The organism is Pseudomonas sp. AC016 (assembly GCF_979253365.1).
Genome location: NZ_CEEDCC010000001.1, coordinates 1,058,510 through 1,076,182, shown reverse-complemented (window position 1 = coordinate 1,076,182; position 17,673 = coordinate 1,058,510). Strand labels below are relative to the sequence as shown.

18 protein-coding genes are annotated in these 17,673 nt (G+C 59.1%); 15 read left to right on the top strand and 3 right to left on the bottom strand.

Features of this window, described 5'->3' with window-relative positions; translation table 11 throughout:
* The first annotated feature begins 65 nt into the window (after positions 1 to 65).
* The gene (locus AC0IXS_RS04705) at positions 66 to 878 is read left to right on the top strand and encodes an IclR family transcriptional regulator (RefSeq protein WP_137202584.1); all 813 of its coding nucleotides are present in this window, start codon (positions 66 to 68) and stop codon (positions 876 to 878) included.
* A gap of 1 nt (position 879) precedes the next feature.
* On the opposite strand, the gene AC0IXS_RS04700 is transcribed toward AC0IXS_RS04705, so the two are convergent.
* Positions 880 to 1,932, bottom strand: coding sequence for an NAD(P)-dependent alcohol dehydrogenase (locus AC0IXS_RS04700; RefSeq protein ID WP_004882594.1), 1,053 nt, complete (start codon positions 1,930 to 1,932; stop codon positions 880 to 882).
* Between the two features lie 180 nt (positions 1,933 to 2,112).
* Here AC0IXS_RS04700 and AC0IXS_RS04695 point away from each other — a divergent pair, with 180 nt between their 5' ends.
* Positions 2,113 to 3,018 (top strand): AraC family transcriptional regulator, encoded by a 906-nt coding sequence (locus AC0IXS_RS04695; RefSeq protein WP_025996411.1) that lies wholly within the window; start codon positions 2,113 to 2,115, stop codon positions 3,016 to 3,018.
* A gap of 62 nt (positions 3,019 to 3,080) precedes the next feature.
* Here AC0IXS_RS04695 and AC0IXS_RS04690 read toward each other — a convergent pair whose 3' ends face one another.
* Positions 3,081 to 4,736, bottom strand: coding sequence for an electron transfer flavoprotein-ubiquinone oxidoreductase (locus tag AC0IXS_RS04690; RefSeq protein WP_057410396.1), 1,656 nt, complete (start codon positions 4,734 to 4,736; stop codon positions 3,081 to 3,083).
* A gap of 538 nt (positions 4,737 to 5,274) precedes the next feature.
* Here AC0IXS_RS04690 and AC0IXS_RS04685 point away from each other — a divergent pair.
* From AC0IXS_RS04685 to AC0IXS_RS04645, 9 genes are all read left to right on the top strand, one after another.
* Positions 5,275 to 6,024 (top strand): electron transfer flavoprotein subunit beta/FixA family protein, encoded by a 750-nt coding sequence (locus AC0IXS_RS04685; protein ID WP_029241471.1) that lies wholly within the window; start codon positions 5,275 to 5,277, stop codon positions 6,022 to 6,024.
* Positions 6,025 to 6,954, top strand: a complete 930-nt coding sequence (locus tag AC0IXS_RS04680; RefSeq protein WP_029241472.1) for an electron transfer flavoprotein subunit alpha/FixB family protein — start codon at positions 6,025 to 6,027, stop codon at positions 6,952 to 6,954.
* Positions 6,955 to 7,067: 113 nt separating this feature from the next.
* A complete protein-coding gene (locus AC0IXS_RS04675; RefSeq protein ID WP_191954644.1) occupies positions 7,068 to 7,910 on the top strand; it encodes a substrate-binding periplasmic protein in 843 nt (280 codons plus the stop codon).
* Between the two features lie 12 nt (positions 7,911 to 7,922).
* Complete coding sequence (locus tag AC0IXS_RS04670; protein WP_057410398.1) at positions 7,923 to 8,273, top strand: DUF4398 domain-containing protein; 351 nt, start codon at positions 7,923 to 7,925, stop codon at positions 8,271 to 8,273.
* Positions 8,270 to 9,085 (top strand): OmpA family protein, encoded by an 816-nt coding sequence (locus AC0IXS_RS04665; protein ID WP_004882587.1) that lies wholly within the window; start codon positions 8,270 to 8,272, stop codon positions 9,083 to 9,085. The genes AC0IXS_RS04670 and AC0IXS_RS04665 overlap by 4 nt, the downstream gene beginning before the upstream one ends.
* 327 nt (positions 9,086 to 9,412) lie before the next feature.
* Entirely contained in the window at positions 9,413 to 10,852 is a 1,440-nt protein-coding gene (locus AC0IXS_RS04660; protein ID WP_029241474.1) for an aminotransferase-like domain-containing protein, read from the top strand.
* 111 nt (positions 10,853 to 10,963) lie between these two features.
* Complete coding sequence (locus tag AC0IXS_RS04655; protein WP_081021836.1) at positions 10,964 to 11,620, top strand: translation initiation factor 2; 657 nt, start codon at positions 10,964 to 10,966, stop codon at positions 11,618 to 11,620.
* 91 nt (positions 11,621 to 11,711) lie between these two features.
* Positions 11,712 to 11,969 carry a YkgJ family cysteine cluster protein gene (locus AC0IXS_RS04650; protein ID WP_029241476.1) on the top strand — a complete coding sequence of 86 codons (258 nt, stop codon included), beginning with the start codon at positions 11,712 to 11,714 and terminating at the stop codon, positions 11,967 to 11,969.
* 55 nt (positions 11,970 to 12,024) lie between these two features.
* Positions 12,025 to 12,630: an START domain-containing protein gene (locus AC0IXS_RS04645; protein WP_004882583.1), complete on the top strand. Its 606-nt coding sequence runs from the start codon at positions 12,025 to 12,027 to the stop codon at positions 12,628 to 12,630.
* 69 nt (positions 12,631 to 12,699) lie between these two features.
* Here AC0IXS_RS04645 and gltA read toward each other — a convergent pair whose 3' ends face one another.
* Entirely contained in the window at positions 12,700 to 13,989 is a 1,290-nt protein-coding gene (gene gltA, locus AC0IXS_RS04640) for a citrate synthase (RefSeq protein ID WP_004882582.1), read from the bottom strand.
* Positions 13,990 to 14,339: 350 nt separating this feature from the next.
* Here gltA and sdhC point away from each other — a divergent pair, with 350 nt between their 5' ends.
* From sdhC to AC0IXS_RS04620, 4 genes are read left to right on the top strand one after another with little or no spacing between them, the layout of a single operon-like run.
* Positions 14,340 to 14,726: a succinate dehydrogenase, cytochrome b556 subunit gene (gene sdhC, locus AC0IXS_RS04635; RefSeq protein ID WP_004882581.1), complete on the top strand. Its 387-nt coding sequence runs from the start codon at positions 14,340 to 14,342 to the stop codon at positions 14,724 to 14,726.
* A complete protein-coding gene (gene sdhD / locus AC0IXS_RS04630) occupies positions 14,720 to 15,088 on the top strand; it encodes a succinate dehydrogenase, hydrophobic membrane anchor protein (protein ID WP_004882580.1) in 369 nt (122 codons plus the stop codon). Before sdhC ends, sdhD begins: the two co-directional genes overlap by 7 nt.
* Before the next feature lie 3 nt (positions 15,089 to 15,091).
* A complete protein-coding gene (sdhA, locus tag AC0IXS_RS04625) occupies positions 15,092 to 16,864 on the top strand; it encodes a succinate dehydrogenase flavoprotein subunit (protein WP_004882579.1) in 1,773 nt (590 codons plus the stop codon).
* Positions 16,865 to 16,876: 12 nt separating this feature from the next.
* Complete coding sequence (locus AC0IXS_RS04620; protein ID WP_004882578.1) at positions 16,877 to 17,581, top strand: succinate dehydrogenase iron-sulfur subunit; 705 nt, start codon at positions 16,877 to 16,879, stop codon at positions 17,579 to 17,581.
* The last annotated feature ends 92 nt before the right edge of the window (positions 17,582 to 17,673 follow it).

The following is a 17,673-nucleotide window of genomic DNA, read 5'->3' as shown; positions in this document are numbered from 1 at the left end:
TATCGACGTGTCCTGACGCTGGCGACGATAATGCCGCCAGCGTCCCGATCTGATTAAGGCTTGTCATGCACAACGAACCGCTTCCCGCTGAACATCCTCCAGGCAAAGAGTCTGCACCTGCCGGAACCCAGACCCTGATGCGCGGCCTGGGTGTGGTTCAGGCCGTGGCCAGTGGTGCCCGGGATCTGAAGGAAATCGCCCGCCTGATCGGCACTACACGCAGCACCACCCATCGTCTGGCCAGTTGTCTGGTGGACGAACGCTATCTTCGGGTGGTTCCTCAGGTGGGTTATCTGTTGGGGCCGAAACTGATCGAGCTGGGCTTTCAAGCGCGAGAGGAAGTGCCGCTGGCGATTCTGGCGCGGCCGTTTCTGGACAGGCTTTCCGCATTGACCGGAGACACCGTGCATCTGGCGGTGCGTGAAGGCGATGACGTGCTGTACCTGCACAAGAATCCCGGCCGCAATGGTCCGGAGATGCGTTCGCGGGTCGGGCATCGTATGCCGTTGGTGCGCACGGGTATCGGCAAGGCGCTATTGCTGGACAGTCCTGAAGCCGAGTGGCTGCGTCTCTACGAGGTCAGCATGCCAGCGTCAGGCAAGCATCCGCTGTGGCCCAATCACGAGCAACAGACGTGGGAGCAGCTGCAGCAGCGCAGGCAGGAATATGTGGCGGGAGGTTACGCGTTCGATCTGGAGGACAACGAACCGTCGATCCGTTGTGTCGCGGCGCCGGTGCGTGATGCCAGCCAGCAGATTGTGGCTGGCATCAGCGTCGCCAGTACGGTTCCGTACATGCCCCTGGAAAAGATGGCCGAACTGGTCCCGCTGATCAGGGAGATCGCGGCGGGACTGTCGGCCGAACTCGGGGCCGCCTGAATCAGGCTTTGAGCGTGGCCATGTCGATGACAAAGCGGTACTTCACGTCACCGGCCAGCATGCGCTCGTAGGCTTCGTTGATGTTGCGGATGTCGAGCATCTCGATGTCGCAAGTGATGTCATTCTCGGCGCAAAAATCCAGCACTTCCTGGGTCTCGGCGATACCGCCGATCAGCGAACCGGCCAGTACGCGGCGGCTCATCACCAGATTGGCGGCGTGGACCGGCGGTTCAACCGGCTCGATCAGACCGACCAGGATGTGCACACCGTCGAAACGCAGGGTCTGCAGGTAGGGGTTCAGGTCGTGCTGCACCGGAATAGTGTCGAGCAGGAAGTCGAAATGACCGGCGGCCGCTTTCATCTGTTCGGCATCGGTGGAGACGATCACGTGATCGGCACCCTGGCGACGCGCTTCCTGAGCTTTCGACGCGGAGCGGGTGAAGAGGGTGACTTCAGCGCCCATCGCCTTGGCGAACTTGATGCCCATGTGGCCCAGACCACCCATGCCCAGAATGCCGACCTTGTCACCAGCCTTCACGCCGTAGTGCTTGAGCGGCGAGTAGGTGGTGATGCCTGCACACAGAATCGGTGCAGCCGCAGCCGGATCCAGCTTCTCGGGAACGCGCACGACGAAGTGTTCGCTGACCACGATGCTGTTGGAGTAGCCGCCCATGGTGTTGCTGCCGTCCACGCGGTCCGGCGTGGCGTAGGTCATGGTCGGACCTTCCAGGCAATACTGCTCCAGGTCCGACTTGCACGCCGAGCACTCGCGGCAGGAGTCGACCATGCAGCCGACGCCGACCAGATCACCGACCTTGTATTGGGTGGCATTGGCACCGGTGGCGGTGACGCGACCCACGATCTCGTGGCCCGGCATCAACGGGTAGACGGCAATGCCCCACTCGTTGCGCGCCTGGTGGATGTCGGAGTGGCAGACGCCACAGTAGAGGATTTCGATGGCAACGTCGTCGGCACGCGGAGCGCGACGTTCGAAGGTCATCGGGGCGAGGGGAGCGGTGGCTGACTGAGCGGCGTAACCGATGGCTGTGTACATAAATATGACCTCGCGAAATGATACGGAGAAGAGGCGAATCATTGTCCGCGTGATGGGCGTGTGTCGCTAGGGTGATTCCTCCGTGTTTCATGCCTATTCCTCCGGCTGACGGATCCGGGTACCGCTCAAGCGCGCAAATCTGCGATCATGGAGCTGTCTGATTCTCTGCCGGTACTCCTTATGTCGCTCCCTCATCCTGTCGATGGCAATGCTGTTCTGGTCTCGTTGATCCAGCCGCTGGCGGTGCGTCCCGGCTTTGTCGACACGCACTTGCCCGAGGTGCGTGTGCTCTCGGCGTTCAGCTATGTGGCCAGTAGCCCGCAGATGTATGAGCCGAGCCTGATGATCGTGGTGCAGGGCAGCAAGATCGCCTGCCTGGGGACGCGCACGTTCGAGTACGGCACCGGGCATTACCTGATTCAGGCACTGTCAGTGCCCTTCAAATGCGAGACTTTCGCCACGCCGGACAAGCCGTTGTATGGCGTGTCGGTGTCCATCGACCGGGTGTTGCTCGGCGAACTGGTGCAGGTGATGGGCTCGCTGTCGTTGCAGGACTGCCAGCCGCAGACGCCGGAGTCCATGACCTCGGTACTGATCGATGCCGGGATGCGTGACAGTGTCGAGCGCCTGCTGCGCTGCCTGCACGACCCGCTGGAGTGTCAGGCCATGGGTCAGGCCCGGATTCGTGATGTGCTGTACAGCGCGCTGCGCGGGCCGCAGGCGGGCGTGCTGCGGGCGCTGGTCGAACAGCAAGGGCAATTTGCACGGATCGCGTCTGCGGTGACCTACTTGCATGAGCATTACGCCGATGCTTTGAATGTCGATACGCTGGCGCGTTGCGCGAACATGAGCACCTCGACCTTTCATGAGCACTTCAAGCGCAGCACCTTATTGTCGCCCGTGCAGTACCTCAAGCGCCTGCGGCTGCTCAAGGCTCAGCAGTTGCTGGTGGCTGAAGGGCTGGGCGTCGCGCAGGTGGCGTTGCGGGTCGGCTATCAGAGTGCGTCGCAATTCAGTCGCGAGTACAAACGCTATTTCGAGCGCAGTCCGGGCGAAGAGGGCGCGTATCTGGGCGTTCCCGCCTGACCTGCTGCTGAAAAAGATAAAGGCTCCCGAGGGAGCCTTTATTGTTGTCGCGACCGGAACACTTACATGTTCGGGTAAGTCGGACCGCCAGCGCCTTCCGGTGCCACCCAAGTGATGTTCTGGGAGGGATCCTTGATGTCGCAGGTCTTGCAGTGCACGCAGTTCTGGGCGTTGATCTGGAAGCGTTTCTCGCCGTCTTCCTTGGTGATCACTTCATACACGCCCGCCGGGCAGTAGCGCTGCGCCGGTTCGTCGTACAGCGGCAGGTTCTTGCTGATCGGAATGCTCGGGTCGGTCAGCTTCAAGTGGCAAGGCTGTTCCTCTTCATGGTTGGTGCTGGAGAGGAATACCGAGCTGAGCTTGTCGAAGCTGAGCTTGCCGTCGGGTTTCGGGTAGTCGATCTTCTTGGAGTCGGCGGCCAGCTTGAGGCAGGCGTAGTCCGGCTTGGTGTCGTGCAGCGTGAACGGCAGCTTGCCACCGAAGATGTTCTGGTCGATGAAGTTGAATGCACCGCCCTTGATCGCGCCGTACTTGTGAATGGCCACGCCGAAGTTGCGGCTGGTGAACAGTTCATCATGCAGCCAGCTGGCCTTGAATGCATCGACGTAGGAAGTCAGTGTGTCGCCGCCTTCCTTGCCTGCCAGCAACGCTTCGGCAACCGAATCGGCAGCCAGCATGCCGGACTTCATGGCCGTGTGGCTGCCCTTGATCTTGGCGAAGTTCAGGGTGCCCAGGTCGCAGCCGATCAGTGCGCCGCCAGGGAAGACCATCTTCGGCAGCGAGTTCAGGCCGCCCTTGGCAATGGCGCGGGCACCGTAGCTGATGCGCTTGCCGCCTTCCAGGTATTGCTTGATGACCGGGTGATGCTTGTAACGCTGGAATTCGTCGAACGGCGACAGGTACGGGTTGGAGTAGGAAAGATCAACGATCAGACCGACCACTACCTGATTGTTTTCCAGGTGATAAAGGAAGGAGCCACCTGGATTGGCGTCGTCCAGCGGCCAGCCGGCGGTGTGGACCACCAGACCCTGCTCGTGTTTCGCCGGGTCGACTTCCCAGATTTCCTTGAGGCCAATGGCGTAATGCTGCACGTCGGCTTCATTGTCCAGATCGAAACGTTTTATCAGTTGCTTGCCGATGTGGCCACGGCAGCCTTCTGCAAACAGCGTGTACTTGGCGCGCAATTCCATGCCCGGCGTGTACAGGCCTTCTTTCGGGTTGCCTTCGCGGTCGACGCCCAGGTCGCCGGTGATGATGCCGCGCACTACACCATTTTCGTCGAACAGCGCTTCCTGAGCTGCAAAGCCGGGATAAATCTCGACGCCCAGGTTCTCGGCCTGCTGAGCCATCCAGCGGCACAGATTGCCCAGCGAGATGATGTAGTTGCCTTCGTTGTGCATGGTCCTGGGCACGAAGAAGTTCGGCACCTTGCGGGCTTTCTCTGCATCGTTCAGGACATAGATGTCGTCGCGCTTGACCGGCGTGTTGAGCGGCGCGCCCAGCGCCTGCCAGTCAGGGAACAGTTCGTTCAGGGCGCGGGGTTCGAACACCGCACCGGACAGGATGTGTGCACCGACTTCCGAGCCTTTTTCCACCACGCAGACGCTGATTTCCTGCCCGGCTTCGGCAGCCTTCTGCTTGAGGCGGCAAGCGGCTGAAAGCCCGGACGGGCCGGCTCCGACGATGACGACGTCGAATTCCATGTATTCGCGTTCCACAGGCTATCTCCTACTCTCAAGGCTCACGGTATTTTTTTATGGGTCACGGTGGACCGACATACGGACTTGGACCGCATATCTTTTTAAGGCGTGCAGTATATCTACACCACTGCGCGGGTCCAATACAAACGTTTGTTTGAATCGGCCGCAGGCCAGATAAATCAAAGACGCGCGACTCATGACTGGCCGATTTGGCGTATTGACCGGAAAAGGCGTTGCGGTCAAGATACGGGCGGTTTTGCGTTTGCCGTAGGCTGAAACGGGCTCCCACGGAAATCCCTTGCGGATATCTGCAGCGGACCCCGGAAAAAGGCATCAGGCGAATGCAGTGCAGGCAGTCACGTAAACGGCCAGTGTCGCCCGGCGCATTTTACACACCCTGCCGGTGCATGACGGGTGACGCCCTGTTTTTATCGGGCTTTTGGCGGGATTTGCATCAAGGCATGTTCGCCTGCACGAATACGATTGCTTGTTGAGGACACATATCGATCGCCTGGTATTGCCGGGCGACTTCTTTTCACCGGAGAGTGAGGAATCCATGAAGGTTCTTGTAGCTGTCAAACGAGTGGTCGACTACAACGTCAAGGTTCGCGTCAAGGCGGACAACTCCGGCGTCGATCTTGCCAACGTCAAAATGTCCATGAACCCTTTCTGCGAAATTGCCGTGGAAGAGGCTGTACGCCTGAAAGAGAAGGGCGTAGCGACCGAGATCGTGGTTGTGACCATCGGCCCGACCACTGCTCAAGAGCAGTTGCGTACTGCGTTGGCACTGGGTGCCGACCGCGCCGTGCTGGTCGAGTCCGCCGAAGAGCTGACGTCCCTGGCCGTTGCCAAGCTGCTCAAGGCCGTTGTCGACAAGGAGCAGCCGCAACTGGTTATCCTCGGCAAACAGGCCATCGACAGCGACAACAATCAGACTGGCCAGATGCTGGCTGCGCTGAGCGGCTATCCGCAGGGCACCTTCGCGTCCAAGGTCGAAGTGTCGGGCGACAAGGTCGCCGTGACCCGCGAGATCGACGGCGGTCTGCAAACCGTTTCCCTGAGCCTGCCGGCCATCGTGACCACAGACCTGCGTCTGAACGAGCCGCGTTACGCCTCGCTGCCCAACATCATGAAAGCCAAGAAGAAGCCGCTTGAAGTGCTGACACCCGACGCACTGGGCGTTTCCACGGCCTCGACCAACAAGACCCTCAAGGTCGAAGCACCGGCTGCGCGCAGCGCGGGCATCAAGGTCAAATCGGTGGCCGAACTGGTCGAGAAACTGAAAACCGAAGCGAAGGTAATCTAAATGACGATCCTGGTTATCGCTGAGCACGACAATGCAACCGTAGCCCCGGCTACGCTCAACACCCTCGCTGCGGCCCAGAAGATCGGTGGTGACATCCACCTGCTGGTGGCCGGTTCCGGCGTAAGCGCCGTGGCCGAAGCCGCTGCGAAAATCGCTGGCGTGGCAAAAGTGCTGGTGGCCGACAACGCCGCCTACGCGCATCAATTGCCGGAAAACGTCGCGCCGCTGGTCGTCGAACTGGCCGCCGGTCACAGCCACGTGCTGGCTGCCGCCACGTCCAATGGCAAGAACATCCTGCCACGCGTCGCTGCGCAACTGGATGTGGACCAGATCTCGGAAATCATCTCGGTCGAGTCGGCTGACACCTTCACCCGTCCGATCTACGCCGGTAACGCCATTGCCACCGTGCAGTCCACTGCTTCGGTCAAAGTCATCACCGTGCGTGCCACCGGCTTCGATCCGGTTGCTGCAGAAGGCGGTTCGGCGTCGGTCGAAGCGGTTTCGGCTGCTCACGACGCTGGCAAGTCGAGCTTCGTCGGCGAAGAGCTGGCCAAGTCCGACCGTCCAGAGCTGACGGCTGCCAAAATCGTCGTTTCCGGCGGTCGCGGCATGCAGAACGGTGACAACTTCAAGCACCTCTACGCGCTGGCGGACAAACTGGGCGCTGCGGTTGGTGCTTCGCGCGCTGCCGTCGATGCCGGTTTCGTGCCCAACGACATGCAGGTCGGTCAGACCGGCAAGATCGTTGCGCCACAGCTGTACATCGCGGTCGGTATCTCCGGCGCGATCCAGCATCTGGCGGGCATGAAGGACTCCAAGGTGATCGTTGCGATCAACAAGGACGAAGAAGCACCGATCTTCCAGGTGGCCGATTACGGTCTGGTAGCTGATCTGTTCGAAGCAATCCCGGAGCTGGAGAAGCTGGTCTGATTCAGGCTTATAAAGAGAACCCGTTCCATTCGGCTTCATTCACTGTCAGGCTTGCCTGCGGTGTCTGAAGTTTGATGAACGGGTTTTTTATCGACTTGTGAAAAGGGCTGTCCATGCAACGCCATTCCGTTCCTCATTCCAGACTGTTGCGCTCGCTTCTGCTGGGGCTGCTTGTGTCGCCAGCGCTGGGTTTCGCGGCGGGTAAATGTGAGCGGCTGATCGTGACCGGCAGCCCTGACGCGCCGCCGTACCTGTGGCGCGATCCTCAGGACCCAAGGCACCTGATGGGCGCCAACGCTGATCTGCTGAAACAGGCAGCCGGAGAGCTGGGGATCAATGTCGAGTTTCTGTACGCAGGCAAGCGCAGTCAGGCCCTGGAAGAGGTGCGCACCGGGCGCATGGACCTGCTGGCCGATGCGCCCATGAATGCCGCACAACTGGATGCCCTTGACTACATCCATCCAGCCATCGCGCAGAACGATATCGTGATCTGGACACGTCATGATCATGCTGTTCCGCTGACGACGCTCAGCGAACTTCATGGGCACAGCGGCGCCATCTCTGACAAAACGCGGCTGACGCCTGACTTTGACGAGGCCACCCGGCAGCATTTGACGCTGGAGCGCGTTTCCGGTCTGACCCCGGCATTCCAGAAACTGGCGCTGGGCGAGGTGGATTACGTGCTGGCCGGTCGCTATGCGGGGATGGTCATGGTGCAGACATTGGGCTTGTCGGCCGACGTGGTTGCCCAGCCTTTGCCTCTCGACAGGCCCGGTTTCTATCTGGCGCTGTCGTTCAATTCGGCTTGCAACGATCCATGGTTGCGCGGACAGCTGGCGAAAAAGATGACAGAATCGGCCGCCTCCGGCCTTGCAGGTGAAGTGATCCGACACAATCTGGAGCTCTGGAAAACCCAGCTGTTGCAGTCTGCCAGTGCCAGCGCCTCAACCAAGTAGGGATGTTTTTTTGTGAGTATTCGTTTTTCAATCGCCGCCCTGGCGATCGCCTCGCTGGTCGGTTGCGCCAGTGATCCGGTTCCGACCGAACAATTCAAACTGACCGAGCAGGCGCTTGAGCAGGCCAAGGCTGTCGGCGCTGACGAACAGCCCGAGCTGGAAACGGCCGAGGCCAAGTTCGCCGATGCCCGTGCCGACATGGCTGACAAGTCCTACAAGGAAGCGCGCATGAAGGCCGAGCAGGCCGAGCTGGATGCCCGTCTGGCAGAGGCACGCGTCCTGACGCTGAAAAGCCAGGAGCAGATCACGCAGTTGAACACCCGCCTGAATCGTTTGCGCAAGCAACTGGGAGACGCCCAATGAACCGCATTCCACGTGCGCTCAGCGTTTGCCTGTTACTGGGCTCTGCAGGCCTTTACGGTTGCGCCGGTCACCAGAACAGTGATCAGGCCCTGCAGCAGGCCAGTGCGGACTTCCAGAAGGTCAAGGAAGACACCGATGTACTGCGCAGTGCGCCGAAAGACGTGATTCGTGCCGGTGAGTCACTGGCCCGTGCCGAGCGTCTTTCCAGTTACCTGGGCAGCGGCGCCGACGTGAATCATTACGCTTATTTGAGCAGCCGCTACAGCGAAATCGCCCGTGAGCACAGCAATCTCATGCTGAGCCAGGAGCGTCTGGCAAAAATGGAGATGGAGCGTCAGCGCCTGCAGTTGGGTTTGCGTGAAGCCAAGCTGGCCAGCGCCCAGCAGCAGGGCAGGTGGCTTGAAGACCAGATCCTCAGCCTCGCCACGACCCAGACCGATCGTGGGCTGGTCATGACCCTGGGCGATGTACTGTTTGACGCGGGCCATGCCGAGCTGAAGAATTCTGCGAGTCGCACCGTGCTCAAGGTCGTGCAGTTCCTGCAGATCAACCCGCGCCGGATTGTCAGGATCGAGGGCTATACCGACAGCACCGGTGATCGTCAGGAAAACCTCAAGCTGTCCCGTGATCGGGCACAGGCCGTTGCTGACGTGCTGATGGACCTTGGGATCGATGAAAAGCGAATCAAGGTCGAGGGTTATGGTCAGGAATTCCCGGTCAACGTGAACGCAACCGAACGTGGGCGCGCTCAGAATCGTCGCGTTGAAATCGTCTTTTCCGACGAGAAGGGTCAGCTTGGCGCGGCTCGTTAAGGCTGGGTGCTGGCTCTGCTCCGTCAAAGTTGCTTAGGGTGAAAGGATGACCTGAGTCGTGCGCTCGGCTTGCAGGGTCCGTAGTCTGTGCCATTTGTGACGCGGAGCGTCACGGGCGGCATGCCCACGCTCCTGCTTGGTAACGCCGCTCAGGACGCTCCGCGTCCGTTCTCGAATGTGACTGGCTCGAGCGGGCGCTCATTAATTTTCCGCACCCCACACATTCGCTGGCCCGTTCTCAAACTGTTCCAGTACACTTCATGACAATGGTCGGCCACCACCAATCTGTTTTATAAAAAAATGGCCGACCCTCATGAGGCTGTGGTCATGACCAATCTTTTGCTCTATCAGCGCATCGCTCAGCAACTGGCTGAAGACATTCGTCGTGGTGTTTATCAGCCCGGCGAGCGTGTGCCGTCGGTGCGCAAGATGAGTTCGCAGCTCAACGTCAGTCATGCCACGGTCTTGCAGGCTTACGCGAACCTTGAAGATCAAGGGTTGATCCGCGCCAGGCCGCAGTCCGGCTATTACGTGCATCAGACGCCTGCGTTGACGGCCTCCACGCCTGACATCGCCCGCGTCGAGCGTCCGGGTCTGGTCACGCGTAGCAGCATCATTCAACAAGTGCTCGAGGAGTCGCGTCGAGAAGGGGTCTTCGCGCTGGGTGCGGCAGTGCCTCATGTGGACTATCTGCCCGTTCGCGCGCTGCATCAGCAGCTCGCCAAGGTCACGCGTTTTCACAGTCCTCGAGCATTCAGTTACATGTTCAGCCCGGGTTTCGAGCCATTGCGCAGGCAGGTGGCTATTCGAATGCGTGACGCGGGCGTGGTGGTCGATCCGTCTGAGGTGGTGATCACGCACGGTTGTGTCGATGCGCTGCAGATGGCGTTACGCGTCCTGACTCGTCCCGGCGATCTGATTGCCGCCGAGTCGCCAGCTTACTACGGCCTGCTTCAACTGGCTGACCTGCTCGGCCTGAAAGTCATCGAGATTCCAAGTGATCCGGCCACCGGCATCAGTCTTGAGGCCTTGCAACTCGCCGCCAATCAGTGGTCGATCAAGGCGCTGGTGCTGACCTCCCGGCTGAGTAATCCGCTGGGTGGCACCATGCCTGAGGAGCGGCAGAAGAATCTTCTGCGACTGGCTTCGGATTTCGACATTCAGGTCGTCGAAGATGATGTCTATGGCGAGTTGATGTTCGAGGTGGGGCGCACCAAGGCGCTCAAGGCTTTTGATCGACTGGGGCGGGTGATTTATTGCTCGAGTTTCTCCAAGACGCTGTCACCGGGCGTGCGCGTCGGCTGGATGATCGCCGGCAAGTACCAGGCCGAAATCCAGCGTCTGCAAACCTTCAGCACCCATTCGGCCTGCAGTGTGACGCAGATGGCAGTTGCCGCTTACCTGGAGAATGGCGGCTATGACCGGCATCTCAGGTTTATACGGCTGGAATATCGCAAAAATCTGAGCGCCTACCAACTTGCGGTTCAGCAATCGTTTCCCGAAGGCACGCAGATGAGCAGGCCAGCGGGCGGTTTTATTCTTTGGGTCAGCCTGCCTGGGCGTGTCAATACTCAGGAACTGCATGTCCGGGCGCTGGAGCAGGGTATCAGTATTGCGCCGGGGCTTATTTTCAGTAACACCGAGCAATTCAACCACTGTATTCGTTTGAACTGCGGAATGCCCTGGAACAGGGAGGCGGAGCGCGCGTTGATGACATTGGGGATGTTGGCCAGACAGTTGTGTCAGGAAGTGTCGCCAGCCTACTGAACACCTGTTGTTTTTCGTCAATTGTTCGGAACTCTTGGCTTGTCATGCATGCCTCAAAAGCACAGCATGTAGCTCTTTCGGCTTTGCCACTGTCTTGTCTGATTTTTGCCTATGAATATGTTTCGCTGTCTGGGGCTTTGCGTGATCGTTTTACTGAGCGCGTGTGACGCTCGGGAAACGCCGGTGCCCAAACCAAAGACCGAAAGCAGCGCGCCTGCGGCTGCGCAGGCTCCAGTCGCTGCCGAGGCGCGTTCCACGGTCGATTCGCCACGCGAGTCTGTGGTCACCGACTCGGCGTCTGACAAGGCACCCGTCACCACTCATGAGCTTATGCCCAATATTCCGGTGAAACCCGTGGTGGCTGGCAAGGAGTCCTCTCAGCCTGTGGCTCCTCGGCCGATCCATGAAGTGGCTGCCACCAAACAATCGGCTGCCAAGGCGGCAACCAAAAAGTCTGCGACTGGCAAGCGCGAGGTGGTCACCAAGGCTGACAAAGAGGTCAAGGCCAAGGATGTGCGGCTCAATCGGCCGAAGCTGGATCTGAGCCTGCCACCCGAGATGGTCAAGGCGCTCGATCCGCCTGCCAATGTCATTTCGGCCAAGCGCAAGCCAATATTGCCGCAGATGTTCGATGGCAAGGACGGTTCAGGCTCGGGCCCCTTTGAGCTGAATGGCCGGTTGTTGTCCAATGAAATGCAGTTACAGATGCGCAATGACAACCGTCGCGACGTCGAAGGTGCAGCGCTGGACTTCAAATTCAATCAATAAGGTCCCATCATCGTCCGGAACGCCATTTCCAGGCGAGCGTGTTGATGGGTACTATTCTGTGTCTTTCAATCATTCAGCAAGGGTTCGGTTCATGGACTGCCGCTCTGGTTGCGGTGCCTGCTGCATTGCGCCTTCCATCACGTCTCCCATACCGGGCATGCCGAATGGCAAGCCGGCAGGGGAGCGCTGTCTGCATCTTTCCATCGAGCTTCTTTGTGGGTTGTTCGGTAATCCCGAGCGGCCAGCGGTCTGCAGTCAGTTCAAGGCCGCGGAGGATGTGTGTGGCGTCGATCAGGCTGATGCGATCCGTCTGATCGGATGGTGGGAAAAAATGACCGCAGTTGCCTGAGCAAGCTGTTCTGCATGATGGTTTCGTCGGCATATCAACAATAAGGAATAAGACAATGGGTCCGCTGTATCGCATGGCTGTCGCTTGTGGCTTGACTGTAATGCTTGTGGGGGCTGTTCAGGCTGAAGACTGGCAGGTCGCCAAGGACGAAGACGGTATCAAGGTTTCGCTCAGTGATGTGCCGGGCTCCAAGTACAAGGCTTATCGTGGTGTGGCGATCATCAATGCCAGCGTGAGCAAGTTGCGCGCGCTGCAGGAAGATGTGGCGGGCGCCTGTGCCTGGATCCATGAGTGCCAGTTACAGAAAGTGCTCAAGCATGAAGGCAACAAGGCCTGGACGTATACGCGCTTCAATACGCCCTGGCCTGTCACGCCCCGTGATTCGGTGCTGCTGATTACTACGCAGGAGGGTGCTGACGGCAGTCTGACTCGAAATATTCAGGAGCAGCCCGACTACATCCCTGAAGAGAAGGGTTATGTACGTGTGGCGGAGGTCGAGGGTTTCTGGAAGCTGGTGCCCAAGGGTCCCAACCAGACCGAGGTAACCTATCAGGTGCATACCGAGCCTGGCGGAAGTGTACCGTCCATGCTGGCCAACAAGTTCGTGGTCGACGCGCCTTTCAACACTCTGAAGGCGTTGCGGGAAAGGGCTGCGCAATGACGTCACGGTGTTGATGCGATAACTGAAAAGGGCTGCCATTGGCAGCCCTTTTTCGTTTTGCGGTACGGCTTACTTGCGGTCTTTGAGCTCGACAATGTCGCGCTGCACGTTGCCGGTGTACAGCTGGCGTGGGCGGCCGATCTTGTAAGGGCTCGAGAGCATTTCCTTCCAGTGCGAGATCCAGCCGACGGTCCGCGCCAGGGCGAAGATCACGGTGAACATGCTGGTTGGAATGCCGATGGCTTTCAGGATGATGCCCGAGTAGAAGTCGACGTTCGGGTACAGCGAGCGCTCGATGAAGTACGGGTCGGTCAGGGCGATCTCTTCGAGACGCATGGCCAGTTCGAGTTGAGGGTCGTTGGTGATGCCCAGTTCTTTCAGCACTTCATCGCAGGTCTGCTTCATCACGGTGGCGCGTGGGTCGCGGTTCTTGTAGACACGGTGACCGAAGCCCATGAGCTTGAACGGATCGTTCTTGTCCTTGGCCTTGGCGATGAAGGTGTCGATGTTCGAGACATCGCCGATTTCATCGAGCATGGTCAGTACAGCCTCGTTGGCGCCGCCATGAGCGGGGCCCCAGAGTGCTGCAATGCCTGCGGCGATACAGGCGAACGGGTTGGCGCCCGAAGAGCCCGCCATGCGCACTGTGGACGTCGAGGCGTTCTGTTCGTGGTCGGCGTGAAGGATGAAGATCTTGTCCATCGCCTTGGCCAGCACCGGGCTGATCGGTTTGATCTCGCACGGGGTGTTGAACATCATGTGCAGGAAGTTTTCGGCGTAGCTGAGGTCATTGCGCGGGTACATCATGGGCTGACCCATGGAGTACTTGTAGACCATGGCGGCCAGGGTCGGCATCTTGGCGACCAGGCGTACGGCGGAAATCTCGCGGTGCTGCGGATTATTGATGTCCAGCGAGTCGTGGTAGAACGCTGAAAGGGCGCCGACCACGCCGCACATGACGGCCATCGGGTGGGCGTCGCGACGGAAGCCGTTGAAAAAGGTCTTGAGCTGTTCGTGGACCATCGTGTGGTTCTTGACCACGGCGACGAACTGGGCTTTCTGCTCGGCGGTCGGCAATTCGCCGTTGAGCAGCAGGTAGCAGGTCTCCAGGTAGTCGGAGTGCTGGGCCAGTTGTTCGATAGGGTAGCCGCGGTGCAGCAGGATTCCGTTGTCACCATCGATGTAGGTGATCTTCGACTCGCAAGAGGCGGTCGACATGAAGCCCGGGTCGAATGTGAAGCGGCCGGTGGCGGTGAGACCACGTACGTCGATCACGTCCGGACCCACTGTACCGGTCAGAATTGGCAGCTCGACGGGGGCAGCGCCCTCGATGATCAACTGCGCTTTTTTGTCAGCCATGTGGCCTCCTATTTATGCTTCAAATCATCAGACAGGCCCCCCACGCAGGGCCCGCATCACTATAGTGAGATAAATTCTAAAGTCAATTTGGCTAAAGTCGCGTTCCAGAAGGCCTTCCTGCATATTTTTCAAGGCCCGTTTCCTGCCGTTTACGCCTTTTACGTGACGAGCGCAATCCGCTATTGGCGGTAAGTCTGTGCGTTGTCATTAGTAACCTAACTGTCTATACTCGGCGTCCGACCGCCGGGGGCTTTTGGGCCTGTTCGAAGGGGGTCGTCACTTCCTGGGTGGTGGGTACCTGACCAGTGCACTTCCCAACAACTTGCCCTGATTGTTAGGGGCTCTTCAGTGTGAAAAAAGCCGTGAATAGCCAACGACCTGTAAATCTAGACCTAAGGACCATCAAGCTCCCAGTCACTGCTTACACGTCCATCCTTCACCGTATCTCCGGTGTCATCCTCTTTGTCGGTATTGCAATCATGCTGTACGCAATGGACAAGTCGCTGGCATCCGAAGAGGGCTTCGGTGAAGTAAAAGCGTGTCTGACCAGCCCGCTGGCCAAGCTTGTCATCTGGGGGCTGCTGTCTGCCCTGCTGTATCACCTGGTGGCCGGTATCCGTCACCTGATCATGGACACGGGAGTGGGCGAGACGCTGGAAGGCGGCAAGCTGGGCTCCAAAATCGTTATCGCGGTTTCCGTGGTACTGATTCTTCTGGCAGGAGTATGGATATGGTAACCAACGTCACCAACCTTTCACGTTCGGGCCTCTATGACTGGATGGCGCAGCGTGTTTCTGCTGTCGTGCTCGCGGCTTATTTCATCTTCCTGATCGGATACATGGTCTTTCACCCGGGTCTGAGCTACGCCCAATGGCATGATCTGTTCGCGAACAACTGGATGCGCATCTTCAGTCTGCTGGCCCTCGTTGCCCTTGGCGCTCACGCCTGGGTCGGCATGTGGACCATCGCGACCGACTACCTGACGCCGATGGCGCTGGGCAAGTCCGCGACTGCAGTCCGTTTCCTGTTTCAGGCGGTATGCGGCGTTCTGATGTTCGCCTACTTCGTCTGGGGCGTGCAGATTCTTTGGGGTATCTGATCCATGGCTAACACAAATACGCTTTCTTTCGACGCCATCATTATTGGTGGTGGCGGTGCAGGCATGCGCGCTGCGCTGCAGCTCGCTCAGGGTGGTCACAAGACTGCCGTGGTCACCAAGGTCTTCCCGACCCGCTCGCACACTGTATCCGCACAGGGTGGCATCACCTGCGCAATCGCTTCGGCCGACCCGAACGATGACTGGCGCTGGCACATGTACGATACCGTCAAGGGTTCCGACTACATCGGTGACCAGGACGCTATCGAGTACATGTGTTCCGTAGGTCCGGAAGCGGTCTTCGAGCTCGAGCACATGGGCCTGCCGTTTTCCCGTACAGAACAGGGCCGTATCTATCAGCGTCCGTTCGGTGGCCAGTCAAAGGACTTCGGCAAGGGTGGTCAGGCTGCACGTACCTGCGCCGCGGCCGACCGTACCGGTCACGCACTGTTGCACACCCTGTATCAGGCCAACCTGAAGGCCGGCACCGTATTCCTGAACGAATACTACGCAGTGGATCTGGTGAAGAACCAGGACGGCGCGTTCGTCGGCATCATCGCCATCTGTATCGAAACCGGTGAAACCTCTTACATTCGCGCCAACGCGACTGTACTGGCGACCGGTGGTGCAGGCCGTATCTACTCTTCGACCACCAACGCCCTGATCAACACTGGCGACGGTATCGGCATGGCGCTGCGCGCCGGTGTGCCGGTTCAGGACATCGAGATGTGGCAGTTCCACCCGACCGGCATTGCTGGTGCAGGTGTACTGGTTACCGAAGGCTGCCGCGGTGAAGGCGGCTACCTGATCAACAAGCATGGCGAGCGTTTCATGGAGCGTTATGCTCCGAACGCGAAAGACCTTGCCGGTCGTGATGTCGTTGCGCGTTCCATGGTCAAGGAAATCATCGCCGGTAACGGCTGTGGCCCTGACGGCGACCACGTGATGCTCAAGCTCGATCACCTGGGTGAGGAAGTGCTGCACAGCCGCCTGCCAGGCATCATGGAGCTGTCCAAGACCTTCGCACACGTTGACCCGGCTTCCGCGCCGATCCCTGTCGTACCGACCTGCCACTACATGATGGGCGGCGTTGCCACCAACATTCATGGTCAGGCGATCACTCAGGACGCCGCTGGAACGGATCAGATCATTCCTGGTCTGTTCGCTGTAGGTGAAGTGGCTTGTGTATCGGTTCACGGTGCCAACCGTCTGGGCGGCAACTCGTTGCTCGACCTGGTGGTGTTCGGTCGTGCTGCGGGTATCCACCTGGAGCAGGCCCTGCGTGAAGGCGTTGATTACGCCCGTGCTTCCCAGTCCGACATCGACGCCGCTCTGGCGCGTCTTGCCGGCCTGAACGAGCGCACCGAAGGCGAAGACGTTGCCTCGCTGCGTAAAGAGTTGCAAAGCTGCATGCAGAACTACTTCGGTGTATTCCGTACCGGCGAATACATGCAGAAGGGTATTGCACAGTTGGCCGACCTGCGTGGTCGTATCGCCAACGTCAAGATCAACGACAAGAGCCAGGCGTTCAACACTGCCCGTATCGAAGCGCTTGAACTGCAAAACCTGCTGGAAGTCGCAGAAGCTACCGCGATTGCCGCAGAGCATCGTAAAGAGTCCCGCGGCGCTCACGCCCGTGAAGACTTTGAAGATCGCGATGACGAGAACTGGTTGTGCCACACCCTGTACTTCCCGGGTGACAAGCGCGTAACCAAGCGTGCCGTGAACTTCTCGCCGAAAACTGTTCCGACTTTTGAACCTAAGATTCGGACTTATTAAGGGGTGACCGATATGTTGCAAGTCAGTGTTTATCGTTACAACCCTGAGCAGGACGCTGCGCCGTTCATGCAGGAGTTTCAGGTCGATACCGGTGGTAAGGATCTGATGGTGCTGGACGTGCTGGCCCTGGTCAAAGAACAGGATCAAGGTTTTTCGTATCGCCGCTCGTGCCGTGAAGGCGTCTGCGGTTCCGACGGCATGAACATGAACGGCAAGAACGGCCTGGCCTGCATCACGCCAGTGTCTGCCGTGGTTGCCAAGGGCAAACTGATCGTACGTCCGCTGCCGGGCCTGCCGGTCATTCGTGACCTGGTTGTCGATATGAGCATCTTCTACAAGCAGTACGAGAAGGTGAAGCCATTCCTGCAGAACGACACGCCGGCTCCGGCCATCGAACGTCTGCAGACTCCGGAAGAGCGCGAAAAGCTCGATGGCCTGTACGAGTGCATTCTGTGCGCCTGCTGCTCGACATCCTGCCCGTCCTTCTGGTGGAACCCCGACAAGTTCCTGGGCCCGGCTGCACTGCTGCAAGCCTACCGTTTCCTGGCTGACAGCCGTGACACCCGGACCAGTGAGCGTCTGGCTTCACTGGACGATCCGTTCAGCGTGTTCCGCTGCCGTGGGATCATGAACTGCGTCAACGTTTGTCCGAAAGGCCTTAACCCAACCAAGGCTATCGGTCACGTACGCAACATGCTTCTGCAGAACGGCGTCTGATTCAACGCTTTACCTGTAACACCGTTGCACTGAAATGGCCGCGGCGCAGGCTTCAACCGGCGCCGTGGTTTTAACCTGAGCAGTAGCTCGCA